Source organism: Cupriavidus necator A5-1, assembly GCF_000744095.1.
In the GTDB taxonomy this organism is placed as follows: Bacteria; Pseudomonadota; Gammaproteobacteria; order Burkholderiales; family Burkholderiaceae; genus Cupriavidus; species Cupriavidus necator_A.
Map to the genome: position 1 here is coordinate 2,330,833 of NZ_JQLI01000008.1, position 15,792 is coordinate 2,346,624.

The following is a 15,792-nucleotide window of genomic DNA, read 5'->3' on the forward strand; positions in this document are numbered from 1 at the left end:
TTCTTGTAACAAGGGAATAATCGAGACGTGCTAAAGCTTTCAAGCAGGCTGACGTTTGGCAGGGCGGTAATGTGCCTGGGGATCGTTCCGTTGCTGGCTTCCTGTGCACTCGCACCAGGGATGCGCTTCGACCCGCAGCGTCCGCTCGATCCGGAGGACCCGGAATCGGTGCCCAAAATCACCCAGATCACGCCGGCGCTGGTGCGCACGCTGAAGGCCTCCACACAGCCAGCGAACGCTGGGGTGGAGGAACTGTTCGCAGAGCCGAGGCCCTATACCGTAGGCGTGGGTGACATTCTCTCGATCGTTGTGTGGGATCACCCGGAACTGGTGTTTCCCACGCAAACGTACTCGATTGGCACCGCTTACGAGATCCCGAACTACAGCGGCGCGGCCAACGTGCCGGGCTACGTCGTGAGTCCAGCGGGCACCATCCAGTTTCCTTATGCTGGTGTGGTCAAGGTTCTTGGCCGCACGCCGGACGAAATCCGCGGACAGCTGAGCACCCAGCTCAAGCCTGTCGTCAACATGCCACAGGTCACCGTACGCGTGCTCGCCTTCCGCAGCAAGCGCGTCTACCTGGATGGCGAAGTCAAGACGCCCGGCCCCCAGAACATCGACGACGTACCCATGACCCTGGTCGAAGCGCTCAACCGCGCAGGGGGTATCAACGTCCTGACGGGCGACAACAGCCGCGTCCGCGTTTCCCGCGAGGGCAAGACCTACGTCGTCAACCTGCCTGCGCTTCTGCAGCAAGGCATCGACCCCGCCCACATTCTGCTGCGCAACGGCGACATCGTGCGCGTGGAACAACGCGAGGACAGCAAGGTATTCGTGACCGGCGAAGTCGTGCGTCCTGTCGCCGTTCTGCCGCGCAACGGCCGCCTGACGCTCAGCGAGGCCATTGGTGAAGCCGGCGGCGTCAACCCCCTCTCGGCCAACGCCAAGGAACTCTACGTTATCCGCAAGAGCAATGACGGCGAAGCCGAGGTGTTCCACCTCGACGGCAAGTCCCCTGTCTCCTTTGCCCTGGCCGAGTCGTTCGAGCTGAAGCCGAGGGACGTCGTCTACGTTGATGCCGCTGGCGTGGTCCGCTGGAGCCGCGTGATCAACCAACTGCTGCCGAGCGGCAACTTCTTCACGTCCACTGCAAACGCGGTCAAATGATCAAGACTGTACTCGTGGTCTGCATCGGCAATATCTGCAGGAGCCCAATGGCGGAGGGGCTGCTGCGGCAGGCATTGCCAAGCGTAACTGTTTCGTCTGCCGGCCTCGCCGCACTCATTGGCAAGCCAGCTGACAGCAATGCGGCCGAACTCCTTGCCAAAGCCGGACTCGACATCTCATCGCACGTTGCCCAGCCACTCACCGGCATGCTGGTTGGCCAGGCCGACCTGATTCTGGTGATGGACAAGGAGCAAAAACACGAAATTCAGAGAAGGTACCTGGCGGCATCGGGCAAAGTCTTCCGCTTGGGCGAACTCGGAAAATTCGACATCCCCGATCCATACCACCAGCCGCGTGCTGCCTTTGAAGATGCGCTTCAGCTTATCCAGCGGGGCGTGGATGCATGGGTGCCCCGTATTCGAGCGCTGAAACCGAATTCGCAGTCCTATATATGAACCAAAACCCTCCCTACGTGCCCCTTTCCGCACCTGCCGATGGCGAGATCGACTTTGTTCGATATCTGGATGTTCTGCTGGCGAGTCGGTGGTTGATTGCTGGGATCGCCGCTTTGGTGGTGTTGCTAGGAGTGGCGTACGCCTTTATTGCACGCCCCATCTACGAAGCTGACATCCTCGTGCAGGTGGAAGACAATCCTAACAGCGCGAATAGTCTGCTGGGCGATGTATCTTCGCTATTTGATGTGAAAACTCAAGCCACGGCTGAAATCGAGCTTCTGCGTTCGCGAATGGTGGTGGGCAAAGCCGTCGATGACCTGCGGCTATACATCGATGCCAAGCCTCGGTATTTCCCTGTGATCGGTGAGTGGCTCGCAAGCCGTTCAAAGCGTTTGTCCGAGCCAGGACTATTTGGGATTGGCGGATTTGTGTGGGGTACAGAAGCCATCAAAGTTGCTACCTTTGATGTGCCAGCCAATCTGGAAGGCGAGAAGTTCCGGCTCACGGTACTTGGTGGCGGCCGCTTCCTGCTAGAACAGAGTGACCTAGATAATCCACTTGAGGGCAAGGTCGGTGAGCCTCTCCTCGTAAATCACCAGGTAGGAGAAATCAAGCTGCTGGTCACGGAACTCAAGGGAAAGACTGGCGCGGCGTTTTCGCTAGTCCGGAACTCCGAACTGAAGACGTTGGAGAATCTCCAAGATGATTTGAAGATTGAGGAGAAGGGGAAGCAAAGTGGCATCATCGGCGCCGCTCTTCAAGGAAAGAATCCTGCATTGACCTCCGCGATTCTGAATAAAATCGGCGCCGAGTATGTTGATCAGAACATTAGGCGCAAGGCGGCTGAGGCAGAAAAGTCACTGATATTTCTCGGTGACCTGCTGCCTCAACTAAAAAGCGAACTTGAGCGAGCTGAAGTCAAGTTCAACGCTATGCGCAATAAGCGCGGCACATTTAATCTGAGTGAGGAAGGTAAGGCGTATCTTCAGGAAGCAGTCACATCAGAAACTAGCCTTCTTGAACTTAAGCAGAAGCGAACCGAATTGCTGACGCGATTCAGGCCAAATCACCCATCTTTGTTAGCAATCGATCAGCAAATTGCCGCACTGAGCGCAAAGGTCGGGAGCGTGGCCAAACAAATGAAGTCGCTGCCTGACCTCGAGCAGGACACGCTGCGTTTGATGCGTGACGTTCAGGTGAACAATGATCTCTACGTTGGGTTGCTCAACAACATGCAGCAACTCAAGTTGGTGAAAGCAGGAAAAGTGGGAAATGTTCGACTAGTAGATAACGCGCGTATCCCGGAGGAAGCCGTAAAGCCAAAAAAGCCATTGGTTGTCGCGCTCGCCGCTGTGCTTGGTGTGATGCTAGGTGTAGTGGTTGCGTTTGTGCGAAATGTGCTATACGGTGGAATCACGGATGCCCAGGATATCGAGCAGCACACTGGGTTGAATGTCTACGCAACGGTGCCCCTTTCCCAAGCGCAAGTTGATCTAACAGAAAGGCTTCGTTCACGCAAGCCAGGTCAACACGTTCTTGCTCAGCATTTCCCGAATGAGCCCTCTATTGAGAGCCTGCGCAGCCTGCGCACGGCGTTACAGTTCGCAATGCTGGATGCCGGCAACAATCGCGTGCTCCTTACCGGGCCTACCCCGGGTGTTGGTAAGTCATTCATATCCGCAAATCTGGCCGTCATCATGGCTTCAGGTGGGAAACGTGTGCTGGTGATCGATGCCGATATGCGTAAAGGCTATCTGAACCAGTACTTCGGTAAGGATCGGAATCCTGGCCTGTCGGACGTACTGGTTGGCAAGACAGCCATCGAGCAAGTAATCCATCACAATGTGATTGAAAACCTCGACTTCATCGGGACTGGGACTATCCCTCCCAATCCAGCCGAACTGATGATGAATGAGCGCATGGTGAGCTTGTTGGAGAAATTCAGTGAGAAATACGACCTCGTTCTCATCGATACGCCTCCTGTGCTAGCGGTTTCAGACTCCGCTATTTTGGCAGCGCGCTGCGGGACAGTCCTTCTAGTTACTCGCTTTGAGAAGACTACAATTGGCGAGATAACGGAGAGTACAAAGCAATTAGGTCACGCGAATGTCGACGTTAAGGGAGTGATCTTTAATGGGCTGGATCCGGAAGCATTCCGCTATGGCTATGGTTCAAAATACGGCCGATATCGCTATGCCTACTATGGTTATGCAACCGATAAGGAGCAATAAGAAGCTTTGTAGCGCTTCAGATCGGTTGGATGGCTTGAATCGGCGGCGGTCCTAAAATCGAGAGATCGCACAGACCGCCAATTAGCGTTTCGCCTGCCGAGAAGACCGCGGAGCAACGGTGGTGTAGTTTTTTTCGACTTAGTAGGTTGCGCCATTGTTCCGCCCTGCACGAAAAGCAATTCTCCTCCCGTCTGGTGGGAGGTGGCGCGTGAATCTGCAAAGATCGCGCGGTTCTTCAAGCGCCTGTGTCCTCGTGGTACAGGCAGCCCGATGTAGACATGAGAGAGTAGGAGCACAGGGATGGAGTCGTCGCCCGTAATTATTCCTGTTGTCCTTTGCGGTGGATCTGGCACGCGTCTCTGGCCGTTATCACGCGAAGGTTATCCCAAACAGTTTCTTCGCCTCTTGGGCAATCGATCGCTTTTACAAGACACGCTTCTGCGCTCAAGTGAGGTGCCAGGCGTCGGCTCTCCCATTTTGATGGCGGGTCATGGGCATCGCTTCATGGTTGCCGAACAGGCGCGAGAAGCTGGATTTGAGAATGCCAGCCTGATTCTGGAGCCGCACGCGCGAAATACTGCGCCGGCAGCTGCCGTGGCAGCGTTGTGGGCTATGGCTGATGGAAAGGATCCTCTCCTTCTCCTTCTGCCGTCGGATCATTTGATTCGAAATATCCCCGCATTCGTCCATGCAGTAATGGCCGGCGTGCCCTCTGCTCAGAAGGGCGCGATAGTGACTTTCGGTATCGTGCCAACGGAGCCTGCCCCGGGATATGGCTATATGAAGACGGGGCCGTGTGACGACGATGCAGCATTTGAGGTTGATAGGTTTGTCGAGAAACCATCCGTGGCAACGGCCAAGGGCTATTTGTCCCAAGGCGGCTATTTCTGGAACAGCGGCATGTTTCTGTTCAGAGCGTCCACGTATCTTGGAGAACTGGCGAAGTTTCAGCCAGAAATGCTTCGCTCAGTGCAAGACGCTGTGGCCGGAGGGCGCAAGGATCTCGACTTCTTTCGCCTTGAAGAGGAGGCATTCAAGCAGTGTGGTAGTGACTCGATCGACTATGCGGTAATGGAGCACACGGATAGAGCTCGCATGGTACCCATGTCCGCGGAGTGGAGCGACGTGGGCTCCTGGGATGCGCTTTGGCAAGCAGGGGAGAAAGGGGAAGATGGCAACCTTGCAACTGGCGATGTGCTTATCCACGACACAAAGAATTGTCTAGTTCACTCTTCACACCGCCTGGTAGCCGTCGCTGGACTTGATAACTTAATGGTCGTCGAGACACCGGACGCCGTGCTTGTAGTGCACAGAGATAAATCGCAGGACGTAAAGGCGCTGGTCGAAAAGATACGGCATAGAGGCCGACGTGAAATAAAAGAACACCGGAAGGTCTACCGTCCCTGGGGCGCATACGACTCCGTCGATAACGGAGAGCGTTATCAAGTAAAGCGTATTACTGTGAAGCCGGGAGGAAAGCTTTCCCTTCAAATGCATCATCATCGCGCCGAGCACTGGATCGTAGTGTCTGGAACTGCCCGTATTCGCAACGGAGAGCGGGATTACTTGCTAACGGAAAATCAATCCACCTACATTCCTGTTGGTGCGCCTCACTGCCTAGAGAATCCTGGAAAGATTCCATTGGAACTGATTGAGGTGCAGTCGGGTGCATATTTGGGCGAGGACGATATAGTCCGTTTCGAAGATATTTATGGGCGTGCATAATTTTTGTGCAGAGTTTCATTGAATATTTTTTTGCGAAGACTAGGTTAGACCTAAGAAGATTGAGATGACTTGATGATCGCGAGAGCCTGGTTTAAATCGATTTGTTCCGTTGCTGCCGTGGTCGTCATTGGGTTTGCATCGAACTTGCTGACGGCCAGAGCCCTCGGTCCAGAGGGGCGCGGATCATACTCTGCGGTGATATTGCTTACGACACTGGTTTCCGGACTGGCTCAATTTGGCTTTGGTCAAGCATTTGTTTTTGCTAGTAGAGCCGATAAAAATCTAGACCAGCGAGGCTTGTTTTGGAAATGTAGTGCCACTGTGCTGTTGAGTGCGGTTGTAATTGGTCAGCTATTTCTTATGCTTGCACCGAGATTGAGTGGCGGGCATGCGATACTCGCGATCATTTTTTGCACTTCATTTTCCCTGTACACCCTATATGTTAGCGCGGCCCAGCTTCAATCCGACCTAAATGTCTACAATATTGGAAAGCTGTTATTTCCGTCTCTAAGCTTAATTGTTTTCATCTTTGGATTTCTGGGTCAGTGGCTGACGCTTGAGTACGCATTGACTGCGCAGACTTTCCTTTCGATCGTTTGCTCTGTAGTTTTAGTGGTGATTATCTTGAAAAAAATCATCCGAAAAACTGGAGAGGTGAGCAAAACGGCAGTGTCGAAGAATGCCGCAGTGAGTTTTGTTCCCTTAGCATTAAGGTATCATTTAGTGGTGGTTTTGGGTTTGGTCACCACCAATCTAGATAAGGTCTATTTGCTATTGCGGGGCGGATTGGGCGACTTTGGGTTGTATAGCGTGGCGGTCTCTACATCCAGATTGATCGGCGCTATCCAAGAAACGGCGTCCACGGCGCTCTTCTCGCATTTTGCTGGCCGGGAGACTGGCGATCCCAAGGACACCATTCTCATGGTGTTTCGAATGACCTTGCTCCCACTACTGGCAGTTGCGGCGATTATATCGCTTGCTAGCACCCATTTAATAGTCTTTGTTTTTGGTCGGAATTTTGGAGCTGCTGCTCTGCCGTTCAATATATTGCTGTTTGAAAGCGTTATCGGCGGCGCCTCGTGGATTCTCGCGCAGCAATTCAATGCTACGGGTCGCCCAGGCGTCGTGCTGACGCGACAGTTAGCCGCGGTATTGCCCGTGTTGTTCCTGATCCCTTTTCTCTCGCAGGAAAACCTCACGGTGACATTGGCTCTCCTTCTATTGTTAGGGTCGTGTATACGATTAGTTGTCACCCTTTTGATGTACAGGATCATCCTGGCTCAGCCGATTCCGTCAATTGCGCCATCTAAGGCCGATCTAAAATTGGCATCAAAGATAATTGGCGAGAGATTGTCCGCAAAACACAGAAGGTATGAGTAATGAAGAAAGAACACCGAGAAGTGATGCTGCATCTTCAGGGCTTGCATCGTGTGATCTCTGACCTTGTTGACGGACGACCGGTTAACTATATCGATGTGCCGGTTCACGGAAATATTGGTGATCTATTGATCATGAAGGGAACGATGAAGTTCTTCTCGAGGAACAAAATCAGACTCTCACTGATGGCCGGTTACTACAACTATCGACCGAATTGGACTAGGCCGGGGGATGTGGTCGTGTTCCAAGGCGGCGGGAACTTTGGCGATTTATATTCTGGGCCCCAGCAAATCAGAGAAAAAGCGATTTATCGCCTAAAGAATAATAGAATAATAATACTTCCTCAGTCGATTCACTTCGAATCCGCCAAGAATTATCAAAAATCTGTGGATCTATTGGCTAAGCACCAAGATCTACATATATTTGTAAGGGATGCGGCTTCTTACGAACTTGCGAAGTCAATGTCGAGACACGTTTATCTCGTACCGGATATGGCTCACCAATTGTGGCCATTAAAGCCGAACGTAGAACCGGGTAGGGGGGTATTGGGCTTTTTTAGAACCGATGACGAGATCGGAAAGCGGACCATTAGTGAATCGCGGACCCAGACTGATTGGCCGGAGTTGGTAGGTGCTAATCGTACTCAGCGGATTCTCCTGTTCTATAGGATAACGAAAGCACTTCATTTGCTTCGGGTAGACAGGCCACTTTCTATGAAGGCCATGATGCTGTGGATGAAATACGCAGATCGTCTCATAGCAGAGGCAATCGATCTCTTTTCTTCCCACGAGCATGTCCTCACGGATCGCTTGCATGGGCATATCTTAGCTTGTCTTCTAGATATGCCTAATACAGTTTCCGATAATTCATATGGGAAGAACTCGGGCTACATTAATTCATGGACGAAAGAAAGTAGTATTGTCAGCTTGGTTGGGTGACGTATATGCCGAAGATTTCAGTGATCATGCCGGTCTATAACGGCGAAAAGTACGTGCGAAGCGCTATCGAATCGATCTTGGCTCAGAGTTTTGTCGATTTCGAGCTTTTGGTGATTGATGACGGCTCCACCGATCAGACCGGCAACATTATCCAAGAGCTGGTGGACCGAGACCCGCGTGTTAAGCCGATCCGCCAGGCGAATGGTGGAATCGTATCGGCCCTTAACAGGGGACTCGATCTTGCAAGCGGCGAGTACATCGCACGCATGGACGCAGACGATGAGGCCTTGCCTGATCGTCTCAAGCTACAGTATGAACTGATGGATTTGAACGAGGCCGTTGTAGCTTGCGGAAGCTTCTATAAGAAGGTCGGCGCTGCTACGGGAATTGTCAAGATGCCCGTTTTGAATGAACAATGCCTATCCTATCTGCAGTTCCATAGCTGTTTTGCTCATCCAACGGTAATGATTAGGTCAGCAACGCTCAGGCTCCATAACCTGCGCTATAGGAAAGAGTGGGAGTATACGGAAGATTTCAAGCTGTGGTTGGACCTGGCCCAATACGGTGAGCTAGTTAATATTCCAAAGGTCCTTTTGAACTATAGAATGCATTTTCAGCAGATTGGGGTAACGAAGCGGGCATTGCAGAAGGAGAAACATACGGATCTGGTCGAAAGTAACCTAAGAAAGATTGGTGTGGAGGTCTCGCATACAGATATCTACGACTTCCTCTGGCCTGAGAGGTTGAAGCCCATAGGGTCACTCGGATACATTCTTCGTGCGCTGCGAATTCCCATGAAAGTCATTCGTTCGTCGGCCGAAGGACGCTGGAGAATGGCCCGAAGGGCAGGAGAGATTGTCGTGAAGAACGTCGCTAGGTCGATTCTCGCGAAATCTGCTTAGTGACTTGTTGGGCGAGCGAATATATCACCAGTTGGCATGGTTAGGTTGAATAGGCTGAAATTATGATCGCTATCGGGTTTCTATTTTGTGATTGGTCCTGTAACCGCCATAGTGGGAGGATACAGTTCATACTTTTCATGTACCGAGTTACGTCGTACTTTTATCTAAAAGGCCGTTTGGTCAGAATTCTTGCCTTTCCGCTGTTCGTATTCTATAGGATTTTGGTGGAATGGTTTTTCGGTTGTGAATTGCCGTGGAAAGCGAGGGTAAAAGGTCCTTTGACCATATATCACGCACAGGGGATTGTGATAAATCCAGCCGCGGTAATTGGAGCGCATTGCATTATTCGTCATAATACAACTATCGGGGCCCGACTTGCTTCGAGCGATGCGCCGATCATTGGGGATCACGTTGACATTGGCTGCAGTAGCACCATTATAGGTACTATCTCGATCGGCTCCCATGCCAAGATTGGTGCGGGCTCTGTTGTTGTCCATGATGTAAAGAGCCATGCCGTGGTTGCTGGAAATCCGGCGAGGCCGATTCAATCGGAGCCTGCATGAGATCGGACGTACTATTGGTAGTTCTCTTCTTTATGAAACTATCAATCGATTTTCTATCTCCTGTGCGAGCGGCCAACTTCTTGCTTACAAGTTGTGCTGCTATTGGCGTTTGTTTTGTGCTTTTGGCCCAGCCGCGTACATTGGCGCGAGTTGGCATGGCCGGCATACTGCTGGCCTTGTCCTACTTAATAATGTGTGTTTGGTGGTATCTTCTGAGCGATGACCTCGACTCTTTTTTGAGATACGTGTCATTGGTCCCGATTTACTACAGTGTAAAACTGCTTGTGCTCAATTTGAGCGAAGAAAAGATAGCTGCGGTTTGCCGAATCGTGTTGAATTGCTTTATTTTCTTCTTTTGTATTTCGTTCGTTGTGTCTGTTGGGGTGGCGAATCCTCTGCGGAGGCAATTCTTTAATTTTGAGCACGCCAATATTCTCGGAAGTTACGCATTGTGTAGCTTGGCATTTGTTTATGCTATTAATTCCGTTTCTCGGGCGCGCGTGAGGCAGAAAGTAATACCCGTTGTAATGTGTATGCTTTCAACGTCCACTGGTGCTAGTATTCTAAGTCTTGCCGCCTTCCTGAATATGAGGAAGTTTGGATTTATTTCCATAATACGTCTTCTGCTCGTCGGGGTGATCGGCGTCGGGGTATCTGGATATGTAATCTATGCGATGGATATTGAGCTGTTCAGTAAGATATTTGGCCCATTTCAGCTTATTTGGAACGGCGCTATGGATCAGGTTGTGGAGTTAGCGCGACTCGGTCGTCCTATCCAGGAGCTGGGGGATGAATATCAGAGTTCACTTACATGGCGCTTCTACGCATACGTAATTTTTGGTGATTTCATTAAATCACTACCCCTGCAGGAACTACTTTTTGGGTTAGGCTTCGGCGGCTATACCCGCGTTTGGGGTGGAATGATGCCTCATAATGACTTCCTGCTAGTGCTTGTGGATTTTGGTTTGCTTGCTCTGGTGGCGCTAACGCTGGCTATTGGAATAGGCCTGAGGTTGGTTTGGAAACGTCACCGGGCGTGGGTTCCGATAGTGTTCGTTCTTGTCTTTAGATTGTCATTAGAAAATAATATTTCGTCATTCTATTTGGTTAGTCTTATCGTGATGACTGTGGCGTTTGCGGTGGCGTCTCTTCAGATTGTGACAAGTCACCAGCGGGCGAGAGCGTTGGCGGCAAGGATTATTGCTGAGGGTTCTGCGAGAAGATGCGGGGAGCGAAAGGTTGGCCAGCCTCTCGGTGGCAGGGTGCGACGGTCATTTGGGCCGGCGTAGTATCGGTCGATCCTGGTTGCGGAGAAGTAGATGGGAAATTTCCACCAGAACGTTTCCTTGAATCCAGTGGGTTGTTCGTTGTTAATTAGAGTTCTTCTGTTGTTGCCTTGTATTGTCAAAACTATTTCCGGAGACTGCCGTAATGGCGCGATGAACTGAATTGTTAGGGCGACCGACGACGCGGTTGTTTCGTACTACGGAATTCTCCTCAGAATAACGCCCGCCATTCTTACCGGTGATGCTGATACCGGCTTTGGCGGCGTTATTATATCCGTATATAATGTTGTCCTCGATCTTCAATTCGCCAAATATCGTCGCCGCGCCGTCGGTAATAATTGATATTCCACTCTCGGTTGGTGTGTGGATGACGTTATTAGTGGCAACTATATGGCGGGTTCTGCCGTTTGTGTAACATTTAATGCCGTCTCCAGCTGAGTCGCGTATTATATTGCCTCTGGCGATTGCATCGCTATACAGATAGATGCCCTCCTTGCTGGGTGTTGCTAAGTCATTGTAGCCTGTGCGAGTTATCTTGTTGTTTAGAATAGTACCGTTTCCCTCGATTCCATTTTCCCCCGCATCTTCGATCTCGTTGTCAATTACGAGGCAGTCCGCTGCGGTGGAATTAATCAAATAGATTCCATTTGTGCCGACACCAGATGAGCCCCTTGGCTTTAAGCCACCGGTGCGCTTGATCGTGTTGTGTGCTATCAGTCCGCCGGTAGGGTTGTTATACGTTGTTATGCCGCGATAATAGGTGTCATGTATATTGACACCCGATATCTCATAGTCCTTTCCTCCGTTTACGAAGACGGCACCTTGACCATATGAGCGTTGCATTTCGCCTCCGAGAACGCGTAGGCGAATTCCGTTGGTTGAGTAGACGCCGCATCCTTGATAGGTTGGATTGATGTTCTCGCCACCAGTGTTCGCGAAATCTGGATTGATAACCACAAGATCTGCAGCGCCATGGCTATTGTCAACGGCGTTGTAGTGAACGTCACGAACCTTGGGTCCTATGAGGGTGACAGCATTTGCGCCTGCCAGAATGCTGAAGCCATTGCCACGATTGGTCTTCCCGTTGCCGGAGATAAATACTCCGTCGCAGATGCACCTGGTATCCAGCTGAAGCGAGCCCTCGACAAAGACTAATTCGCCGCCTTGGCCGATGATGCGGGCACCGGGTGGTACTTTGACTGTCGCCCCGATCTTGAAGCGACCAGGCGGGATGGCGATTGCCGCGCCACTAGCTAGGGCGGTATTTAATGCCGCTTGGTTATCTGTGCCGCGGGTACCGTTCCAATCAGCCTTGGCGCCAAAGTCTGTCAGCCGGAGAATTTGGCCGCGGAATGGCTGCACTGGGAAGGCCCCTTGAGCGCCTCCAGCGCGGCCGCGATACCCGATGCCGAGGCTGCCGAGGCCGCAAAGCATCGCAATTGCGGTACGTCGAGTTCTGTCCATGTCGACTCCGATGCCTGTCAGTATGCAGGGTCCGTGATGTCCCCTGTAGCGATTCGCTTACCAGTCGCACTGGCGGGATGATCGCAGAATGCACGGGCACAGTGGTGCTCTAGCTGCGCCGAGGCAACGTATTTCTGTGTCAGACGGAGGAGCATGGCAGGCTGAGACCAGGTCCATGCCGAGGCGGCAGGTATAGCCGTATTGCCCCAAGTGGCTAGCGACGTGATCGTTGACGCGAGATGATTCCGAATGAGTGTAAGCGTTTGTAGGTAGATATCGATTACACCATTCGGCGATCCAGATTGAGGGGAGGTGGAATGCCCCCATCTTTCCCCTCCAAGGTTCATCAACAAGGGTTGGACCAGAAACAGGTTACTTTAGTCTCTATGCCCTGCGATGACGGTCAGCAACCAGTTCCTTGATCACGAGGAGCGGAAAGACAACAGCACCATAGGCATACCGCTTGACCAATCTTCGTGGCTCAGACCCCATCCTATGCAGCCATTCCAATCCAGCCCGCTGCATCCATTTTGGTGACCGCCGCTTGGCGCCGGCCAGGAAGTCGATGGCAGCGCCAACACACAGAGCCACTTTCACTGGGAGTTGGGCTGCGTGTTTTTCTATCCAGAGTTCTTGTTTTGGAGCTCCTAGTCCCACGACGAGCAGTTCAGCACCGGATTGTGCAATTTTCGCGCAAATGGAAGCACACTCTTTCGGATCGTTTTCGAAACCAAAGGGAGGGCTATATATGCCCACCACGCGAATATTCCTCCACGTTCCTTCGATGTTGCGCGCGGCTAGCTCGGCCACGCCAGGCGCTGCGCCAAGTAGAAAGACCGTGAGGTTGCGATGCCATGTGGAGGAGACGTGCGCAAATAGATTTGGTACAAGGTCGCTTCCGGTTACCCTCTCGGGGAGACGTGTCCCCAGCAGCCTTGACGCAGCGACAACCGGCCAACCGTCTGCAAGTATCAGGCTGGCGGACTGGTATGCTTGAAGAAAATCCGCTGATTGTCCAAGCTTTACAATGTGATCAACGTTCGGCGTGACAACATACTCACAGCTACGTTTGTCCGATTGGAGCTTTTCCAGCACCTCTGCGACCGCGTCGGTTCTGTCAAGCGCATCTATCTCTATTCCAAATGCTTGCAGGCGCTTGGTCATTCGACGATTTCCCGGTAAATGGTTGCTACCTCTCGTGCCATTGCTATGTCCGAGTAGTGGGAGCGCTGTCTAGCCCGCCCACACTCTGCGAGCTGGGCAAGCTGGGCGGGTGATTGGATGAGTTTTTCTATTGCTTCAGCCATTGCGCGAGGCTGATTGGGTTCGACAATAATTCCGGCGCCGTCTGGCTCTAAGACTTCCGGAATTCCTTCTACCCTTGTTGCTACTACAGGCAGACCAAGGGCCATCGCTTCGATGACGACCATTGGTAGCCCCTCCCCGAACAGGCTGGGTAGGACGAACACATCCATCTTCTTGAATTCAGTAGCAACGTCGAGGGTAAATCCTGCCCACGTAATAGCGTCATCAAGATTTAGCTTTGCCGTGACCTCGCGGATGTGCTTTTCATACTGGGCGGTTTCAAACGCTCCTACGGCAAGGAGGCGCACAGATTGGCCCTTCTCTCGTAGCAAGGCTAAGGCTTGCAGCAACACCTCGAGCCCCTTGCGCTGACGGAATAGGGCAACCGTACCGATCACCCATTCTGATGACTTTCCATTCGGAATGGATTGATCGCCGATTGCGGGTACCCCATTGGGAACTACTGCTATCTGATTCGACGAGAATCCGCAATCGCGAAGATACTGGCTCAAACTGTTGGATACGGCGATAAGCCTCGCGGCTTTTGAGAGACTCCAGTTCTCAACGATCGCATTGATGAAGGTTCGAGCTCGGTTCTCGCTGTCGCGACGGGTAGGGCTATGAACGTGGTGAACCATGGGAATGCCCGCTTTGCTTGCGGCGAACTTTCCGATGAGTGCAGCACGTGGCGTGTGAGTGTGGAGCAGTCGGTACCCGTGCTGCCTGATGAGATCCGCGACTTGGCCCGCCACAGACGTGTCAAATCTGGAACGCATCGATACTTTATGAAGGGGCGTATCGACCGACCGCCGGCAGCTTGGAAACAGTTCGGGCTTGAGACAGGCGAATCCACATTCAACGCCGAACTCAGGCAGTCGCAATGCGAGGAGATCTTGAACTCTCTCGGCCCCGGAGTAGAACTCTCCGTTAATCAAATGCAATACTTTCATTGGACGCATAGTTTCCTGGCTTGGCTGCTGGATTTTTTCAGTACGCATTCCGTCCCGTCCATCCCTTGAACGCCGTCCAGAAAATAATCCGCAAATCCATCCAGAACGTCCAGTTCCGGATATAGAAGATGTCGTGCTCCACCCGCTTGGCCATCTTGTCCAGGGTGTCGGTCTCGCCGCGATAGCCGTTGATCTGGGCCCAGCCCGTGATGCCGGGCTTGACGCGGTGGCGCAGCATGTAGAAGTCCAACTGCTCTTTGTACATATTGTTATGCGCCATGGCATGCGGCCGCGGCCCTACCACGCTCATTTCGCCCTTGAGCACATTGATGAACTGCGGCAGTTCGTCCAGGCTGGTGCGGCGCAGGAAGGCGCCGATCAGCGTGATGCGGCTGTCGCCTTTGGTGGCTTGCGTGACGGTGCCATGCTCGGCGTGGACCTTCATGCTGCGGAACTTGTAGACGTGGATGACGCGGCCGTCCATGCCAAGGCGCTCCTGCTTGAAGAAGACGGGGCCCGGCGAGTCGCGCTTGATCAGGATGCCAATGATCAGGAACAGCGGCGACAGGGCGAGGAGGACGAGCGCAGCAAAGGTGCGGTCGAAGATGGCCTTGATGGTGCCGCGCACGCCGAGCGAGGGCGGTTTGTTCATTTCCACCGCGGGCATGCCCAGAAAGTTGCCGACGTTGTGGTTGAGCAGGTCGAAGTCGAGCACGCTCGGCATCCACTTGATGTCGATGAAGTCATTGCGCAGGGAGAAGTTGATCTCCTGCATCAGGCGGTACTCGCTCATCGGCAGGGTGAGCCAGATTTCGTCGATCTCATGCTCGCGCGCGAAATCGGCGATTTTGGCGCTGTCGGTGATGCGGCGGCGTCCTTCCGGTGTGGGCTCGCCTTCGGTCGCGTAGATGCCGCTGATCTTGTACCCGGTGGCGTGGCTGGCGGTCGCGCGGCGGTACATTTCCTGGCCGGTACGGCCATAGCCGACGATAAGCACGCGCTTGCTGTTGGCGCCGGTGACGCGCACCAGGTTGAGCACGACGCGGCTGGCCACGCGCAGGGCCAGCAGGCCGGCCAGCGAGAAGGCGTACCAGTACACCATCCACAAGCGGGAGAGGGCGTCGGACTGGTGCAGCAGGTAGGTCAGCAGCAGGCTGATCAGCCAGACCAGGCTCCAGGCGGACAGCAGGCGCGTGGCGAGCGAGAACAGGCTGCGGCCGCGCCATGAGCTGTAGAGGTCGAACCCGGGCAACACGATGAAGGCGACCGCGCAGCCGAAATACTGGACGAACAGGTGGATCGGGGCGTGCGCGCTGGCAAATCGCGCTTCGCTGGCCAGTATTGCCGCCAGCCAGATGGCGCCGGCGTCGAGCAGGCGAACCATCAGCGCGAGCTGATCGTGATGCCTGGCAAACATATCGCGATAGAC

The 15,792-nt window shown here is 53.1% G+C and carries 12 protein-coding genes; 8 read left to right on the forward strand and 4 right to left on the reverse strand.

Going from position 1 to position 15,792, the window contains the following annotated elements; translation table 11 throughout:
* The first annotated feature begins 27 nt into the window (after positions 1 to 27).
* The 8 genes from K307_RS34905 (at position 28) to K307_RS34935 (ending at position 10,647) form a co-directional block, all read left to right on the forward strand.
* Positions 28 to 1,167, forward strand: a complete 1,140-nt coding sequence (locus K307_RS34905) for a polysaccharide biosynthesis/export family protein (RefSeq protein WP_042885603.1) — start codon at positions 28 to 30, stop codon at positions 1,165 to 1,167.
* Positions 1,164 to 1,622, forward strand: a complete 459-nt coding sequence (locus K307_RS34910; RefSeq protein ID WP_042885604.1) for a low molecular weight protein-tyrosine-phosphatase — start codon at positions 1,164 to 1,166, stop codon at positions 1,620 to 1,622. The genes K307_RS34905 and K307_RS34910 overlap by 4 nt, the downstream gene beginning before the upstream one ends.
* Positions 1,619 to 3,853, forward strand: coding sequence for a polysaccharide biosynthesis tyrosine autokinase (locus K307_RS34915; RefSeq protein ID WP_042885605.1), 2,235 nt, complete (start codon positions 1,619 to 1,621; stop codon positions 3,851 to 3,853). The genes K307_RS34910 and K307_RS34915 overlap by 4 nt, the downstream gene beginning before the upstream one ends.
* Before the next feature lie 300 nt (positions 3,854 to 4,153).
* Complete coding sequence (locus K307_RS34920) at positions 4,154 to 5,578, forward strand: mannose-1-phosphate guanylyltransferase/mannose-6-phosphate isomerase (protein WP_042885607.1); 1,425 nt, start codon at positions 4,154 to 4,156, stop codon at positions 5,576 to 5,578.
* Positions 5,579 to 5,650: 72 nt separating this feature from the next.
* On the forward strand, positions 5,651 to 6,958 hold the full coding sequence (locus K307_RS34925) for a lipopolysaccharide biosynthesis protein (protein ID WP_080745326.1): 1,308 nt from the start codon (positions 5,651 to 5,653) through the stop codon (positions 6,956 to 6,958).
* A complete protein-coding gene (locus tag K307_RS46840; RefSeq protein ID WP_080745327.1) occupies positions 6,958 to 7,893 on the forward strand; it encodes a polysaccharide pyruvyl transferase family protein in 936 nt (311 codons plus the stop codon). Before K307_RS34925 ends, K307_RS46840 begins: the two co-directional genes overlap by 1 nt.
* 5 nt (positions 7,894 to 7,898) lie before the next feature.
* Positions 7,899 to 8,795 (forward strand): glycosyltransferase family 2 protein, encoded by an 897-nt coding sequence (locus tag K307_RS34930; protein WP_051975298.1) that lies wholly within the window; start codon positions 7,899 to 7,901, stop codon positions 8,793 to 8,795.
* 559 nt (positions 8,796 to 9,354) lie between these two features.
* Positions 9,355 to 10,647 carry a hypothetical protein gene (locus K307_RS34935; protein ID WP_155301325.1) on the forward strand — a complete coding sequence of 431 codons (1,293 nt, stop codon included), beginning with the start codon at positions 9,355 to 9,357 and terminating at the stop codon, positions 10,645 to 10,647.
* Between the two features lie 81 nt (positions 10,648 to 10,728).
* On the opposite strand, the gene K307_RS48185 is transcribed toward K307_RS34935, so the two are convergent.
* The 4 genes from K307_RS48185 to K307_RS34950 all read right to left on the reverse strand — a co-directional run bounded on the left by K307_RS48185 (position 10,729) and on the right by K307_RS34950 (position 15,780).
* The gene (locus tag K307_RS48185; RefSeq protein ID WP_155301326.1) at positions 10,729 to 12,108 is read right to left on the reverse strand and encodes a right-handed parallel beta-helix repeat-containing protein; all 1,380 of its coding nucleotides are present in this window, start codon (positions 12,106 to 12,108) and stop codon (positions 10,729 to 10,731) included.
* A gap of 384 nt (positions 12,109 to 12,492) precedes the next feature.
* Complete coding sequence (locus tag K307_RS46845) at positions 12,493 to 13,272, reverse strand: WecB/TagA/CpsF family glycosyltransferase (RefSeq protein WP_080745328.1); 780 nt, start codon at positions 13,270 to 13,272, stop codon at positions 12,493 to 12,495.
* Entirely contained in the window at positions 13,269 to 14,411 is a 1,143-nt protein-coding gene (locus K307_RS34945) for a glycosyltransferase family 4 protein (RefSeq protein ID WP_230626268.1), read from the reverse strand. The genes K307_RS46845 and K307_RS34945 overlap by 4 nt, the downstream gene beginning before the upstream one ends.
* The gene (locus K307_RS34950) at positions 14,401 to 15,780 is read right to left on the reverse strand and encodes an undecaprenyl-phosphate glucose phosphotransferase (protein ID WP_042887796.1); all 1,380 of its coding nucleotides are present in this window, start codon (positions 15,778 to 15,780) and stop codon (positions 14,401 to 14,403) included. The genes K307_RS34945 and K307_RS34950 overlap by 11 nt, the downstream gene beginning before the upstream one ends.
* Between the last annotated feature and the right edge of the window lie 12 nt (positions 15,781 to 15,792).

Bases quoted from the DNA above. Each gene is read 5' to 3' on its own strand.
- K307_RS34910 (WP_042885604.1), top strand. From the start codon at position 1,164: ATGATCAAGACTGTACTCGTGGTCTGCATCGGCAATATCTGCAGGAGC.
- K307_RS34915 (WP_042885605.1), top strand. From the start codon at position 1,619: ATGAACCAAAACCCTCCCTACGTGCCCCTTTCCGCACCTGCCGATGGC.
- K307_RS34920 (WP_042885607.1), top strand. From the start codon at position 4,154: ATGGAGTCGTCGCCCGTAATTATTCCTGTTGTCCTTTGCGGTGGATCT.
- K307_RS34925 (WP_080745326.1), top strand. From the start codon at position 5,651: ATGATCGCGAGAGCCTGGTTTAAATCGATTTGTTCCGTTGCTGCCGTG.
- K307_RS46840 (WP_080745327.1), top strand. From the start codon at position 6,958: ATGAAGAAAGAACACCGAGAAGTGATGCTGCATCTTCAGGGCTTGCAT.
- K307_RS34930 (WP_051975298.1), top strand. From the start codon at position 7,899: ATGCCGAAGATTTCAGTGATCATGCCGGTCTATAACGGCGAAAAGTAC.
- K307_RS34935 (WP_155301325.1), top strand. From the start codon at position 9,355: ATGAGATCGGACGTACTATTGGTAGTTCTCTTCTTTATGAAACTATCA.
- K307_RS48185 (WP_155301326.1), bottom strand. From the start codon at position 12,108: ATGGACAGAACTCGACGTACCGCAATTGCGATGCTTTGCGGCCTCGGC.
- K307_RS46845 (WP_080745328.1), bottom strand. From the start codon at position 13,272: ATGACCAAGCGCCTGCAAGCATTTGGAATAGAGATAGATGCGCTTGAC.
- K307_RS34945 (WP_230626268.1), bottom strand. From the start codon at position 14,411: ATGCGTACTGAAAAAATCCAGCAGCCAAGCCAGGAAACTATGCGTCCA.
- K307_RS34950 (WP_042887796.1), bottom strand. From the start codon at position 15,780: ATGTTTGCCAGGCATCACGATCAGCTCGCGCTGATGGTTCGCCTGCTC.